We start from the raw sequence: 14,804 nt of genomic DNA, 5'->3' as shown, positions 1-14,804 counted from the left end.
CATTTCCACGACCAAGCGCACAGCTTCCGCCTTCTCTTCGGCAGTAACGATCCGAAATCCCATGATGCTTCCTTAGGTTGATACTCCTACATCATGGTCCATAAATATTGAGCCACAACAGCTTGCCGGCGAAGGCGGTGTATCAGGACACATTGTTGTTGAGCGAACCGCCGCTTTCGCCGGCAAGCCGGCTCCTACAGGTGGTTATGGCGAATTTAGAGCTCGCGCCACATGTGCAGCTTGTCGAAGTAATCCTCCCCCACCCGCACCGCCATCGGTTCCAGACCGAACTGGGCGAAACCGCAGCGCTGGTAGAGCTTGAACGCGGTTTCGTTGCCGGCGGTGGCGGTCAGCTGGATCAGGCGCAACCCCGCATGGTGTCGCGCCTCGGCCAATGCGGCCTGGACCAGTTTTTGGCCGAGCCCGCGCTGGCGGACGCTGGCGGTCACGTACATGCCGAACAGCGTGACCTTGTGCCGGGCCTTTTCCCGCGGCTCGAACGCGAGGCCGACAATGCCGGCCAGGCGACCCTCTTCAAACGCCCCGAGCACCACATCCAGCTTGTTGGTCAGGCGCGACTCCCACCAGCTCAGCGGCATCGCCGCCCGCTCGCGCACACTTGAAGTGAAGGCCTGCGGGTGCAAGTCGTAGGCTTCGAGCATCAGTGCCCGATAGTCCAGGGCATGGCTGGCATCCAGCCGTTCGATCCACATGTTCAGGCCATCCGCTTTTGCACAAGCATCAGCCGGGAGATCAGGTAGATCATGTTCGGCCCCGGCGTCAGCACCATCAGCAACGCGGCGGCAGCAAAAATCAGCAGGTCCTGAAGTGGGATCATGGGTGAAGTCCTAGGCGTGAGAGTCAGGCAATCGCGGTCAGCGATGCTCGATAAAACGGCAGGATCAGGTCCCGTGTCAATGGTGCCAGGCTGACACCGCCGTCAGTGGCTGGGTCGATCCAGATCACCTCTTCGATCTCCGCCGCCGGGGTGACGTCCGACTCAATGTTCAGCTGAAAAAGTTCGGCGTGCACGACAAAACCCGGTTCATTGGCCGCCGGTGCCGAGAAATGCCCGAGGTACACGGCTTGCGCCGGGTCGATCTCCAGGCCCAACTCTTCTTCCAGCTCACGGGCCAGTGCGTGCACCGGCAACTCATGGGGCTCGATCTTGCCTCCCGGCTGCATGAACGCCGTGGTACCGCGCTTGCGCACCAGCAGCGTGCGGCCGTCTGGGCCGATCAACAGGGCGGCGGCGATGCGGATAATCCCGCAAGGGTTGAGTGAAACATCGGTAGAAGAAAGCATTGTTGACCCAGAGTCCAAATTGAGGGGTACACAGAATCCCACGCCCTCGTCACTCGGCCAAGCGTTGCAGCCCGTTAAAGACCGGAACCGTCTGCCTATAACCCCGGAAATGTCCTACCCACGTTTTTGTTTGACCGCGCTGACGGACGGGCCGTCCAGCGCCTCGGCGACATCGGTCACGGACTGCGCCGAAAGGAAGCCCATCAAGTGGCTTTCGGGGAACAGGATCAACGGCGTGTCGGCTGCACGCGCGGCATAGCCGCCAGGGTGCGTTCGAGGTTGTAGGCTATGTTGTTGTCACGGCCTGCCAATTGGGCGAGTTCGACCTTCATGGGTAATCCTTGTTAGGGCCGGGCGGTAGAAAGATTGCCCGGTCGGTGTCTGTGCGCCAGTATGCCCAGTCCGAGCTGTTTTCGATTTTTCTCCAGGCACAAATTGCCTGAATGACCTGAGGAACATTCTGCGTTTTTTGTAGGAGCGAGCCTGCTCGCGAAAGCGGTGGTTCAGTCGACATCTAGGGTGAATGACACACCGACTTCGCGAGCAAGCTCGCTCCTACAGTGTTTTGTGTTTTGCCACATTTATTGAGTCCGAACCCAAGGAAACCGTATGAGCCTGTCACTCCTGAGCCGCTACGCCTTCTTTGCCGCCTGCGTGATTTTCACCCTCGCCAGCCTGCCCTTTCTTCACTATGACTGGCTCTGGCCAATCACCGCCGTCACCGGCGTCCTCAGCCTGATCGGCGTGTTCGACCTGCTGCAAAGCCCGCACGCGGTGCGCCGTAACTACCCGATCCTGGGCAATATCCGCTACCTGGTCGAAGGCATCCGCCCGGAAATCCGCCAGTACCTGCTCGAATCCGACAGCGACGCCCTGCCCTTCTCCCGCGCCCAGCGTTCGCTGGTGTATTCGCGGGCCAAGAACGAAACCGCCGACAAACCCTTCGGCACACTCATCGATGTGTACCAGGCGGGTTTCGAGTTCATCGGTCACTCCATGCGCCCGGCGCCGTTGAGCGACCCGAGCAGTTTCCGCGTCACCGTCGGCGGCCCGCAGTGCACCCAGCCGTATTCGGCGTCGGTGTTCAACATCTCGGCCATGAGTTTCGGCTCTCTCAGCGCCAATGCCATCCGCGCCTTGAACCAGGGCGCCAAGCTCGGCAACTTTGCCCATGACACCGGTGAAGGCAGCATCAGCCCCTATCACCGGGAAAACGGTGGCGACCTGACCTGGGAACTGGGCAGCGGCTATTTCGGTTGCCGCACCAGCGACGGTCGCTTCGACCCGGAACGCTTCGCCGCGCAGGCGCAAACGCCGCAAGTGCGGATGATCGAAATCAAGATGAGCCAGGGTGCCAAGCCCGGCCACGGCGGGATCCTGCCCAAGCACAAGGTGACCCAGGAAATCGCCGAGACCCGCGGCATCCTGATGGGCGAAGACTGCGTGTCGCCATCGCGCCACAGTGCGTTTTCCACGCCGATCGAAATGATGCATTTCATCGCGCAACTGCGTGAACTCTCCGGCGGTAAACCGGTGGGGTTCAAGTTTTGCCTCGGCCATCCGTGGGAGTTCATGGGCATTGCCAAGGCCATGCTCGAGACCGGCATCCTGCCGGACTTCATCGTCGTCGACGGCAAGGAAGGCGGCACCGGCGCGGCGCCGGTGGAGTTCACCGACCACATCGGCGTGCCGATGCGCGAAGGCCTGTTGTTCGTGCACAACACCCTGGTGGGCCTGAACCTGCGGGACAAGATCAAGCTCGGCGCCAGCGGCAAGATCGTCAGTGCCTTCGACATCGCCAGCGTACTGGCCATCGGTGCCGACTGGGCCAACTCGGCGCGTGGTTTCATGTTCGCCATCGGCTGCATCCAGTCGCAGTCATGCCACACCAACAAATGCCCGACCGGCGTTGCCACCCAGGACACCCTGCGCCAACGCGCATTGGTGGTGCCGGACAAGGCCCAGCGGGTGTTCAACTTCCACCGCAGTACCCTCAAGGCCCTGGCGGAAATGCTCGCTGCCGCCGGCCTCGAACACCCGTCGCAGTTGTCCGCCAAGCATCTTGTGCGACGCATGTCGGCGACCGAGATCAAGCTGTTCTCGCAGCTGCACGTGTTCCTCAAGCCCGGCGAGTTGCTGACCGGAGAAGTGAACGGCGAGTTCTACTCTCGGATGTGGCAGATGGCGCGGGCCGACAGTTTCGAGCCCAACGAAGTCGCCGCCGCCTGACCCTTGCCGGCCCTGTCGTCGCACGTCACCAACGCAGCGTCTTGATCGGGGCCGGTTCCTTCATCACGACAAAACCGTAATCGCCGATCAGGTAGATCCGGTAGAACTGGCTGTCGACCAGCGGCGGGTAACCCTGATAGCCGACGCGCGTGGCGTTGCGCCGCTCGCGCTCGGACACCACGTTGCTGATCCCCGCTGTCGGCAGATTCTCGGCCAGCATGTAGTAATCGACATTGAGCAGGTAATGCAACACCGGCGTCTGCTTGAAGGAACCCGCCGCCGCCACGAGCCAATGGTCGGAATAGGTCACCGAGATATAGATCCGCTTGGCCTCGCGCAGGCGCGGATGGCTGGCGATGTCATGACTGAGGCTGGCCAGCGCTGTGGCCGCAAAGCTTTTCTGCAGCGTCAGCACCCGGCCATAGGCGAACGACAGCGACAACATGGCCAGCAGCGGAACCATCAACAACAACGGCAGCCGTGCATGGATCGATGCCAGCGCCAGATGACTCAAATAGAACAACAACACGAGCCACACGGCGAACCCCATCAAGGTCCGGGCACCTTCGTTGAAGTCACGAAACACTAACGCGACACCCGACACCAGTAACGTCACCACCGGTAATGTCAGCAAGCACATCAGCCCGATCAACAGCTTCGTCGGCCTGCGTTCCTGTCGCGCGGCCACTGTTGAACCCAGCTGCACCGCCCCGGCGATCGCACACAACAGCAAACCAGCGAAGATCCAGAGCCATCCGCCATGGAATAGCAGAGCGACTTTTTCCAGGACCCGGGCCATGTTGATCTGGATTTGAAAACCGGGGTGCGCCGTCCAGTCCAGCAGCAACGTGCGATTCGCGTCCGTGTAGGGATAGGCACTGACGCTGTAGATCAAGCCGCCGAGGACCAGTTGGGCGGCTCTCCAGCCCAGCAGATCGCGCCATGGCAACGCAGTCGTTTTGTCGTTGGCCGCCCTGAGCAATTCCAGGCAGCACAGGCCCAGGAACACATTCAGGCTGATCTGATACAGGCCCAGCGCCAGCGCAATCAGGCACGACGGCACCAGCCATTGCACGCTGCGCCACGGGTGACGAAAGGTGATCGCATAGATCACCGCCACCAGGCTCAAGACCATGCCGGGGCCGTCGTATTGATAGGACAGGTTTTGCAGGAAGAACGGGTTGTACCAGAGCGGCAACAGCACCAGGCAGCACGCGACACTGGGCTGGGGAAAGTAGTGGAACGTCAGGCCCGTCAGCGCTGACGCCATGACCAGCGTGGCAACCAGCAGGGGCAAGGGAAAAATGTTCGGTGCGCCGTCGCTGAAAGTCAGGACGTTGTAGAACAGCTGGGTGAACAAACGCCCCTGTTCGGCCCATGCCGTGCCTGCCGCCAGCGAGCGCCAGTTGTCATCGATATAGGGAAAATCGGCGAGGATCAGCGGCAGGACATACAGCAAGGTTGCGAACAGGAAAAGCCGCCAGACCTGATGCCGGCTCAATTCGCGGACGAAGAAGTCGCTGAACCGGCCCATGCGAATCACCCTGCATCTGGAAAACAGGAAGCCGAGCCCAAGGCTCAGCGCCAAACACAACGCCACGGTGAGCAATCCGCGCAATCGCCAGACGTCGCCTGATCGGCCGTGGGGAGCACCCGCTTCGGAACGTTAGGCCACTCACAGGTATTTGAGTCTGGCTACTGTCAGAAATCACAGGTTGACGGCCCTTTCAGACCAGCGGTTGGGCCTGGCGGCAACAGCCGTGACATCCGGTAATATCCCGACTTTGCAATTGCCGACGAATCAGTCCACCCTGCGCGCCGCCGATGGGGCGCGTGGTTTTTTTGATCCGCGGCCAATCCCCTTTTCACCCGCTGTTACGAGCCTGCTGTCATGACGTTAGCGCGCGATCACCGGATCGACTTTTTTCGAGGCCTGGCACTGATCTTCATTTTCTGGGATCACGTGCCCCATAACCCGTTGGGCCAAATCACCCTGCGTAACTTCGGTTTCAGCGACGCGGCCGAGGTCTTTGTGTTCCTGGCTGGATATGCGGCCCTGCTGGCCTACGGCAAGGTGCTGGCGCGCGAAGGCTTGCTGATCGCCTGGGTGAAAATCCTGCGTCGTGCGTGGGTGCTTTATGTGGTGCATATCTTCTTGCTGGCAATGCTCATGGGCATCGTGTTCTTCGCCAACAGCCACGTGGAAACACGGGACCTGGTGGAGGAAATGGGCATGCATCACTTCATCAGCAACCCGCAGCAAGCCTTGATCGATGAGCTGCTGCTGCGCTTCAAGCCGAACCTGATGGACCCGTTGCCGTTGTATATCGTGCTGCTCGCCGGGTTGCCGTTGGTGCTGCCGTTGCTGGTGCGAAAGGCCTGGGTGGTGGTCGCGATGTCGTTGGCGCTGTACTTGATGGTGCCGCTGGCGGGCTGGAACCTGGCGGCGATCAAGGACGGCGTGTGGTACTTCAACCCGGTGGCCTGGCAGTTGCTGTTCGTGCTGGGCGGCGCCGCGGCGATCCACAGCCAGCGCCCGCGCTTGCCCGAGACGCGCCCATTGCTGCGCCAGCCGTTGTTTGTCAGTGCGGCGCTATACGTCGTGGTCGCGGGTGCATTGACCCTTCTGTGGCGTTGGCCCGACCTGCACGATGCCGTGGTGCCGGCGAGCCTGCAAAACCTGCTGTACCCGATCAGCAAGACCAACCTGTCACCGGCGCGCCTGCTGCACTTCCTGGCGCTGGCCTACGTCACCGCGAAACTGCTACCCGACAACGGCTGGACGCAAAACTGGCTGGCCCAGCAAAGTTGCCGCATGGGTCGTTTCTCGCTGGAGATCTTCTGCCTGGGCGTGTTGCTGGCGCCGTTGGCGGACATGGTCAATGCGATGACCGACGATGCGTTTGCGATGCAGATTTTTACCGCGCTGGTCGGGGCCGGGTTGATGGCATTGCTCGGGGCGTGGCTGGCGTTCAATAAGCGGTTGACGGGGTCAAAGCAGGTAGTCGTCGCTTAACCACTCCCTGTGGCGAGGGGGCTTGTCGGATCGCCGCACCGCCCCGTTGCGCTGCGAAGCTGTGCTAAAACCTGCAAACCAGATTGGTCTGGCACACCGTGGTTACCGGATTTACGACTGCTTCGCAGCCGAACGGGGGCAAGCCCCCTCGCCACAACTGCTTCAATTGGCTTGATAATTGAGGTGTCCGTGTATCAATTTGCCCTGCACATTTTTTTCACCCTCGCCAACCACCGTCTAAGCTTCAGTCAAGTCCGATCAATCTGCGTGAATGGATCAGTCGACTATGGGCGCTTTGTGGCAAACCGATTCGAGTAAAACCGTGGTCCCGACTGAAGGTGTGGATGAAGCGCCGTTACCTGAAAAACCCCGTCGTTCGCGGCACGGATGGGGAGCGTTCTGGCTATTGCTGTTGATCATTGCGATTGTCGTGGGGCTGGCCGCCGCGAGGGAGATGCGCACCTCGAGGTTTCAGGCCCGGGAAGTCAGCAAGTACGCGGCGTCCCTGAGCTATGAGCTCAAGCCAGGACCCAGCGATGCCATTCGTTATCCGGGCGACGGCCCGTTCGACCGGCGCCTGGGCTACAGCTCGCTGGATGAATTCCTGCCGCGCCTGATCAAGCGCGATTTTGTCGTCGAGGCACAAACCCGGTTTTCCCCAGAGCTGCTCAAGTACAGCGACAAGGGCCTGTTCGTGCCCTACGCCGAGAAAATCCAGGCCGGCCTGTCGATTACCGACTGCCGCGCCGCGCCGCTGTACCAGTACAACTATCCGCAACAGCTTTACTCGACCTTTGCCTCGATCCCGCCAGTGGTGGTCAACAGCCTGCTGTTCATCGAAAACCGCTTCCTGCTCGATCCCAAGCAACCGTTGGCCAACCCCGCCGTCGACTGGCCACGCTTCGGCATGGCGGCGTGGTCCCAGGTGGCGAAGCTGTTGCACGTGCCCGGCCAATCCGCTGGTGGCAGTACCCTGGCTACGCAACTGGAAAAGTACCGGCATTCACCCGATGGCTTGACGGTCAATGGCGCGGAGAAGATCCGCCAGATGGTTTCCGCCACCGTGCGCGCCTACCAGGCCGGACCACAAACCCTCGAAGCCCGACAAAACGTGGTGCGCGACTACCTCAACAGCGTGCCGCTGTCGGCAGTACCGGGCCACGGTGAGGTGCATGGCATGGCTGAAGGCTTGCGCGTGTGGTACGGCTCCGATTTCGACAGCGCCAACCAGGCACTGAACAGCCCCGCCACGGATCCAAAGACCATGGCCGACAAGGGCCTGGCCCTGCGCGAAATGCTCTCGTTGATGATCGCCCAGCGTCGCCCCTCGCACTACCTGACCAAGGGTCACGACGAACTGGCCGACCTCACCGACAGCCATATCCGCCTGCTGGCGCAGAACAACGTGATCGACGCCCCATTCGCCGCCGCCGCCCTGGCCAGCAAAGTGACTTACCGCGACTGGGCGACCCAACCGACGATCCAGCCGATCGAAACCAACAAGGGCATCAGCGTGGCGCGCAGCCGTCTGGCCGGGATGCTCAACCGTCCGTTATATGACCTCGACCGGCTCGACCTGTCAGCCACCAGCACCCTGCAAGGCGAACTGCAAACCCAGGCCACCGAGTACCTCAAGGAATTGGCCGACCCGGCCGTCGCCGCGAAACTGGGCCTGATCGGCGAACGCCTGCTGACGCCCACCAGTACCACGCAAGTGCGCTACAGCTTCACGCTGTTCGAACTCACCCCCGACGGCTCGCGCGTGCGCGTGCAGACCGACAGCACCGACCAGCCGTTCGATATCAACGAAGGCAGCAAACTGGAATTGGGCTCCACTGCGAAAATGCGCGTGCTGACCACCTACCTGCAAATCATCTCTGAACTGCACGACAAATATGGTGGCATGACCGTCCCTGAACTGAAGAAAGTCGACGTGCCGGAACAGGATCGCCTGAGTCGATGGGTGGTCGACTACCTGATCGAGAACAAGGACCGCGACCTGCAGAAAATGCTTGGCGCCGCCCTGGACCGCAAATACTCTGCCAGCCCCGGCGAGGCGTTCTTCACCGGCGGCGGGCTGCACGTGTTCCATAACTTCCGCAAGGAAGACAACGGTCGCATTCCGGCCCTGCGCGACGCCCTGCGCGAGTCGATCAACCTGCCGTTCATTCGCCTGATGCGCGACCTGGTGCGCTACACCACCTACTCCGGCCCCAACAACAGCGCCGAGTTGCTCAAGGACGACAGCGACCCGCGGCGCCAGGAATACCTGGCCAACTTCGCTGACCGCGAAGGCACATCGTTCCTGCTCAAATTCTGGAAAAAGTACAAGAACAAGGACACCCAGGACCGCCTCGACACCTTCCTCGACAGCATGCGCCCGACCCCGATCCGAATGGCCGCCGTGCACCGCTACCTGCTGCCCCAGGCCAGCCAGGAAAGCTTCAACACCTTCGTGCGCTCGCACCTCAAGGGCGCCAAACCCACCGATAAAGCCACGGACAAACTCACTGACGAGCGCCTGGTGCGACTCTACGAAGCCTACAGCCCCGGCGCCTACGACTTGCCGGACCAGGGCTTCATCGCCAAGGTTCACCCGCTGGACCTGTGGCTGATGGGCTACCTGCTCAACCACCCCGATGCCAAGTGGGGCGACATCGTCAAGGCCAGCCAATTCGAGCGCCAGGAGGTCTATAGCTGGTTGTTCAAGAGCAAGCACAAGGGTGCCCGCGACAGTCGCATCCGCACCATGCTGGAGATCGAGGCATTCCTCGACATTCACCAGCGCTGGCAGAAAGTCGGCTACCCGTTCGACCACCTGGTGCCGTCGCTGGCCACCGCCATCGGCAGCTCCGGCGACCGCCCTGCGGCCCTGGCCGAACTGATCGGCACCATCCTCAACGATGGCGTGCGCATGCCGACACTGCGCATCGATAGCCTGCATTTTGCGGCGAACACCCCATATGAAACCGAGCTGATCAACGACCCGGACGTCGGCAAACGCGTGATGCCTTCCGAGGTGGCCACGGCCATGCGCGAAGCCCTGTCACAAGTGGTGGATGCCGGTACGGCCAAACGCGTGGCCGGCAGCTTCAAACTGGCCGACGGCAGCCCGCTGGCCATGGGCGGCAAGACAGGCACCGGTGACAACCGCATTGAAGCCATCGGTTCCGGCGGGCGGATCCTCAGCTCAAAATCCCTCAACCGCACCGCCACCTTCGTGTTCTATATCGGCGATCACCATTTCGGCACATTGACCGCCTTCGTACCGGGCCGCTCGGCGGAAGCCTTCACCTTCACCTCGGCATTGCCGGTGCAGGTACTCAAGGGCATGGCGCCGATCCTGACGCCGTACCTGCAACCGGGCACCCACACCCTGTGCCAGCCCACCCAGGCGACGGCGGTGCGCTAGCCCGTAGCAAAAACCTGGTCCGGGGTGGCGGTAATTATTTATTGTTCACTCCCTGGTTTTGCGCGGATTGGGGCAAAACCAGCCCCTTTCCCAACCATTTTTTGCGCTTTTTTTCGAGGGTCTCGCGTACCTAGTCTGTCCGTTCCAATATTGATCAACGGACGATCAGACAATGCCCAATCCTTTTATTCCCGACTCGCTTGCCAATGACCTTGCCGATAAAAGCATCCACTTCGAACAGATCAGGCAGGCCCTCCCTTCCTGGCTCAAAGACACGTCCATCGCGCGCGTCAATCAGTTGAAAGCCGACAGAGTGATCCTGCCAGATCCGATTCGCGATGCCAGCCAGGCGCTGCAACAACGACTCAAGCACAGCCTCCAGCTCAGTTGGACTGCGCAGAACGAGGTCGATCGCGCCCTGGGCGAACTGCAGGACGTCTACGCATTTGCCCGGCCCATCCTGCAACAGGCACTGAAAGAGCGCTTCGGCGTCGACGACGATGTCGAGCAGACCTGGCTGCGCTTGTATGCACCGGTGAAAACCTCCTGGTGGGTGCATGACTTTTCAGGCGGTACCACCAGCCGCACCGTCTCGCTGCTGGACGCCGCCCTGCACAATTTTTCGCACGATGAGACCTTTCACCCAGATTCCGAATTCATCAGCCGTCCCGACACGCGAGGACACTTTGCCGTCAAGCGCCTCAAGCACAAACTGAGCATCGATCAATTCAAATCACTGTGCCGCGAACTGAACATCGGTGCCCGATACCAGCGGCATCTCAATGAGTTTTTGCTGTCGTCCAACCCGGTGGCGAGCAGTTACTTGCGCTACATCGTCATTCGCAGCCAGAAAAGCGCGTTGAAAGTGGCAGCACACATGGCACTGATCAACAGGGACATCGACCAACAGGCCCATGACGCCGTGCAGGGCATGCTCGACGATCCCTCGCATGCGCAATGGCAGGGTCAGCCCGTTGGTTATTACAGCCTGTCCATGATGGACACACGCCTGGCCGGCATTGTGCTGATCGTTCCAGAAACCGCCTCTTCCACAGCGCCTGTCCCGGTCATGGCGTATGTGCCCCACGACCCGGAGCACCCGCTCAAACAGTACCCGTCAGCGCTCGATTTCATGGCCGAACTGACACGCCAGTTACGCGATGGATCTTCCAGCAACAGCTATCAACAGTACTTCAGCCAGTTCGTGGCCCATGAGCAACGCGGGCATTTCTTCTCCGGGCTCAATGACCGCCTGAGCAAAATCACCTGGCAGTCGGTGCCACCCGGCACCAGCTTGCCTACCTGGCGCGAAACACCCGTGGCCGCCCCGAACCTGAAATTCAGCGTTTTGAGCATCCTCGCCGACCGAGAGGTCGCCTCCGAGAGGGATCTCTGGGGTTACAGCTACCAGCGCCAGCTCAACAAGATTCTCAACGACGCGCGCGAGATCGCGATTTCCACCGAGTACGCCGATCGCATGGCCCGCTGGGCCTGGTGGGATAACCTGGAAAAAATGCTCTCGGACATTTTCAACGCCGCGCTTTTCGTGGCGATCCCGTTTGTCCCCGGCCTGGGCACGCTGATGCTGGCCTACACCGCGTATCAGCTGACTGAAGAGGTGGTCGAGGGTGTCGTCGATCTGGCCGAAGGTCAGGTTGCCGAGGCGGCAGAACAAACCCTGAATGTGCTGGAAAGCATCGTCCAGTTGGGCGCCTTCGCGGCGGCAGGTGCCATCGGCAATGTTGCACGGGCGAAACTCTCGCCGTTCTTCGAAGGCCTCAAACCGGTACAAACGGCGGATGGGCGCACGCGATTGTGGAATCCGGACCTGGGGCCCTACGAAAAACCCGGTGGATCACTGCCATCAGGCGCCAGGCGCGATGGATCAGGTATTTACCAGCATCAGGACCAACAGTTGCTGCGGCTCGATGACAAACTCTACGAAGTGCAAATAGACCCCGCCACCGGGCAACACCGCATCCGCCATCCGCAACGCCCCGACGCATACGCCCCGACCTTGCGCCATAACGGCCAGGGGGCCTGGATCAGTGAAACGGAAAACCCGCGCGAATGGGAGGGTTCGACACTGATGCGTCGACTCGGGTATGCCACCGACAGTTTTAGCGACACGCAACTGGAACGGATTCGCCAGATCAGTGGCACCGACGAAGCGGCACTGCGCCGGGTACACCTGGACAACGCTGCGCCGCCGCCCTTGCTGACTGACACCCTGCAACGACTGGGAGCAGCGGTCAATTCGTCTGCCGGGTTGCCCCCCGAAACAGCTGCCCTCTTCCTTGAGTTTCCCGAGCTGCCTGAAACCGTCGCGGAAAAAATCCAGGCTGGCGCCAGCGCCTCCGAGCGCCAGCAGATGACGCAGACCAAACGCCTGCCGCTGCGCCTGAAAAGCCAGGCACGCGAACTTCAATTTGAAACCCGGGCTGTCCGCGCCGCCCAGGGCCTGTACCACGACGCCTTGCTCAACATCGACACTGAACGGCTGGTGCTGGGCACTTTACGCACGCAAGCCGATGTCTTCGGCAACCTGCGCCTGGAAATCCGCGAGGGCACCGTCGACGGTGAACTGCGTTGCAGTGCTGGCCCGGAGGACGCAGCACAGGTGCGGGTCATGGTTCGCCATGAATCCGGACAATATGAAGTGCGTGATGCCGAGAATCAGCAGATCAGTGCCGCCGATAACTTTATTCCTGCCCTGCTTGAGGCCATGGGCAAGGATGGGCAAAGAAAATTGGGCTATCGACCGCGCGAAAGTGCGTTGTTCAGGCAGTGGCTCATCGCCAAGACCGAGACACCGAGTGAGCGCCGGGCTGTGCTCGCCACGCCTCCCATTCGCGCGGTGGCCGAGCACGACACTCTCTTGCTGGTGCGAGGCGCGTTCACCAGCAGAGGCGGTGAAACGCTGCAACAGCGCGTTCAGGACCTGTACTCGGACTTCAGCGACGACGAAGTCGAATCATTTGCCGACGCCCTGATCGCAAAAGGCAACGCACTGAGGGCGATTGAGCAACGCGAAGATGAGCTCGATGAGCTGCGCGTCATTCTCAACCGATGGGAATACCAGCAACCGCAAACGTGGGGGCCTGGCAGCAACGCGTTTCTTGACGGCGGCGGACAGCATATCGCCGATCGCCTTATTGATTGTTTCGAGCGAAAAAAAACCGGGCTTGGCAGCCGTCTCGACCCGGACAACCATGCCCTCGACCTGTCCAGGGAACTGCTGCCTCTGGACTTGGAAACCTGGTGGTCAAAGCGTCCTCCCGAGCTAAGAAAGTTCCTCGACAAAGTCACTGTGCTCAAGCTCGACAACACTCGCTTTTCCAGCGAGTTCACTGGCCTGCTGAAAGACTTCCCCAACCTTCGCGAACTCAGTGCCCGAACGTGCGAAATTAAACGGCTGCCCGACAGCATCGGCAACATGCACCGGTTGGAACGCTTGCAACTGAGTGATAACCAGATGGTGTTCGACGCCAATGCGGTGCAGCGCCTCAAGCCACTGACCTTCCTCGAAATTCTCAAGTTCGAAGACAATCCCCTGGCGATGGCGCCGGACATTGGTCGTATGCCCAGGCTGAAACTGGTCGCGTTGAAAAACACAGGCCTGAGCACCTGGCCCGAAGGCACCCTGGCCAAAACCCGTCCAAGGGGGTTCCTGCTGGACTTGCGCGACAACCCGCTCAGTGTCATTCCCGATGTGGTGCCCGGCAGGCCAGGCGCCTGGGTGATTGCCCGCACCCGCCTCAACGTCGGTAATTTGTCGGAGTCCAATCAACTGCGTTACCAGGAGATTCGCCGCTCAGTCGGTTTGCCGCCCGAGCCATTGGTGATTGCTCATCCGATGAACTACGGCGCCGGAACCGGTGACTGGGCCAACGTGCCCGGCTTTGGAGTAGAACGGATCGCCTCTTTCCGGGAACTGTCCGACGACCCTCAGTCCTTTGCATTTCTCGACGTCTTGCTCAAGCAGGAACGCTCCGCGGACTATGAAGCTGGCGGACCTGCTCGCCGACAATTGGTCCAGCGCATTGCACGCATGGTCGACGCCGTATACATCGACACTCAGCTGCGCGAGCAGCTCTACACCATGGCCATTGCCCCGGTCGATTGTGCCGATGCCGGCGCGCAGTTGTTCAACAGCATGGGCATTCGCGTGCTCGCCTCCGAGGCCTATTCGTTCTCCACCGATCCGGCGCTGCTTCAGCGCCAACTGGTGACCCTGGCCAAAGGCGCTGCACGGCTGGAGCACGTCAACGAAATCGCCCGGGCCGATGTGGCCAGTCGTGGCGGCACCCCGGATGATGTCGAAATCTACCTGGCGTACCAGACGGGTCTTGCCTCACGGTTGAACCTGCCGTGGCAATCGGAAGGCATGTTGTATCGACCGGTTGCCGGCGTCACCGAAACCATGATCGATGAGGCGTACGACACGGTGCTGGCCCTGGGCGAAGGCGACGGCCTGATCAATGCAATGCTTGAACAGGACTTCTGGAGGCGTTACCTGGATGAAACCTGGCCCATCCAGATCGAGACGAACAAACAACTCTTCCAAAGCAAATACGAGAAGCTGGAAACACTGCCTGCCACCCAGCTCAAGTGGCTCAAATCGACTGATCTTGAGAAAGCCGGGCTGCGAAACAAACTCAGGGAGTTGATCACTGATCTGCCTGTTGCAGAGTCAGTGGTGTTTGCCGATGAGCCCATCAGCGATAGCGCCTTCGACCGGCTGCTCGTCGACCTGGGCGATGCAGAAAAACAACTGTTCAGACGTTTGACCCGAGATGCCCTGCGCAAAGCAGGCCAATTAACGCCATAAGGTGAACCGCG

General features: G+C 60.8%; 7 protein-coding genes and 3 pseudogenes. 4 read left to right on the top strand and 6 right to left on the bottom strand.

Going from position 1 to position 14,804, the window contains the following annotated elements:
* Positions 1 to 215: 215 nt before the first annotated feature.
* The 4 genes and pseudogenes from J1D76_RS23035 to J1D76_RS23020 all read right to left on the bottom strand — a co-directional run.
* Positions 216 to 713 carry a GNAT family N-acetyltransferase gene (locus tag J1D76_RS23035; protein WP_421140634.1) on the bottom strand — a complete coding sequence of 166 codons (498 nt, stop codon included), beginning with the start codon at positions 711 to 713 and terminating at the stop codon, positions 216 to 218.
* A gap of 32 nt (positions 714 to 745) precedes the next feature.
* Positions 746 to 838: pseudogene (locus J1D76_RS23030) on the bottom strand (LysE family translocator); the annotation flags it as partial.
* 23 nt (positions 839 to 861) lie between these two features.
* On the bottom strand, positions 862 to 1,305 hold the full coding sequence (locus tag J1D76_RS23025) for an NUDIX hydrolase (RefSeq protein WP_421140633.1): 444 nt from the start codon (positions 1,303 to 1,305) through the stop codon (positions 862 to 864).
* A gap of 132 nt (positions 1,306 to 1,437) precedes the next feature.
* Positions 1,438 to 1,637: pseudogene (locus J1D76_RS23020) on the bottom strand (carbon-nitrogen hydrolase); the annotation flags it as partial.
* A gap of 277 nt (positions 1,638 to 1,914) precedes the next feature.
* Between J1D76_RS23020 and J1D76_RS23015 the strand changes: the two are divergent.
* Positions 1,915 to 3,534 (top strand): FMN-binding glutamate synthase family protein, encoded by a 1,620-nt coding sequence (locus J1D76_RS23015; protein WP_421140632.1) that lies wholly within the window; start codon positions 1,915 to 1,917, stop codon positions 3,532 to 3,534.
* A 25-nt stretch (positions 3,535 to 3,559) separates the two neighbouring features.
* Here J1D76_RS23015 and J1D76_RS23010 read toward each other — a convergent pair whose 3' ends face one another.
* The gene (locus J1D76_RS23010; protein ID WP_421140631.1) at positions 3,560 to 5,068 is read right to left on the bottom strand and encodes a glucosyltransferase domain-containing protein; all 1,509 of its coding nucleotides are present in this window, start codon (positions 5,066 to 5,068) and stop codon (positions 3,560 to 3,562) included.
* A pseudogene (locus tag J1D76_RS23005) lies at positions 5,069 to 5,176 on the bottom strand (GtrA family protein); the annotation flags it as partial.
* A 249-nt stretch (positions 5,177 to 5,425) separates the two neighbouring features.
* Between J1D76_RS23005 and J1D76_RS23000 the strand changes: the two are divergent.
* The 3 genes from J1D76_RS23000 (at position 5,426) to J1D76_RS22990 (ending at position 14,793) form a co-directional block, all read left to right on the top strand.
* The gene (locus J1D76_RS23000; RefSeq protein WP_421140630.1) at positions 5,426 to 6,550 is read left to right on the top strand and encodes an OpgC family protein; all 1,125 of its coding nucleotides are present in this window, start codon (positions 5,426 to 5,428) and stop codon (positions 6,548 to 6,550) included.
* A 286-nt stretch (positions 6,551 to 6,836) separates the two neighbouring features.
* A complete protein-coding gene (locus J1D76_RS22995; protein WP_421140629.1) occupies positions 6,837 to 9,962 on the top strand; it encodes a transglycosylase domain-containing protein in 3,126 nt (1,041 codons plus the stop codon).
* Between the two features lie 172 nt (positions 9,963 to 10,134).
* A complete protein-coding gene (locus J1D76_RS22990) occupies positions 10,135 to 14,793 on the top strand; it encodes a dermonecrotic toxin domain-containing protein (RefSeq protein ID WP_421140628.1) in 4,659 nt (1,552 codons plus the stop codon).
* Positions 14,794 to 14,804 lie beyond the last annotated feature (11 nt).

The sequence above is a fragment of the Pseudomonas sp. NFX15 genome (assembly GCF_049132105.1).
GTDB lineage: Bacteria > Pseudomonadota > Gammaproteobacteria > Pseudomonadales > Pseudomonadaceae > Aquipseudomonas.
The sequence above is the reverse complement of the archived record's forward strand: the minus strand, read 5'-3'. Positions and strand labels throughout refer to the sequence as shown.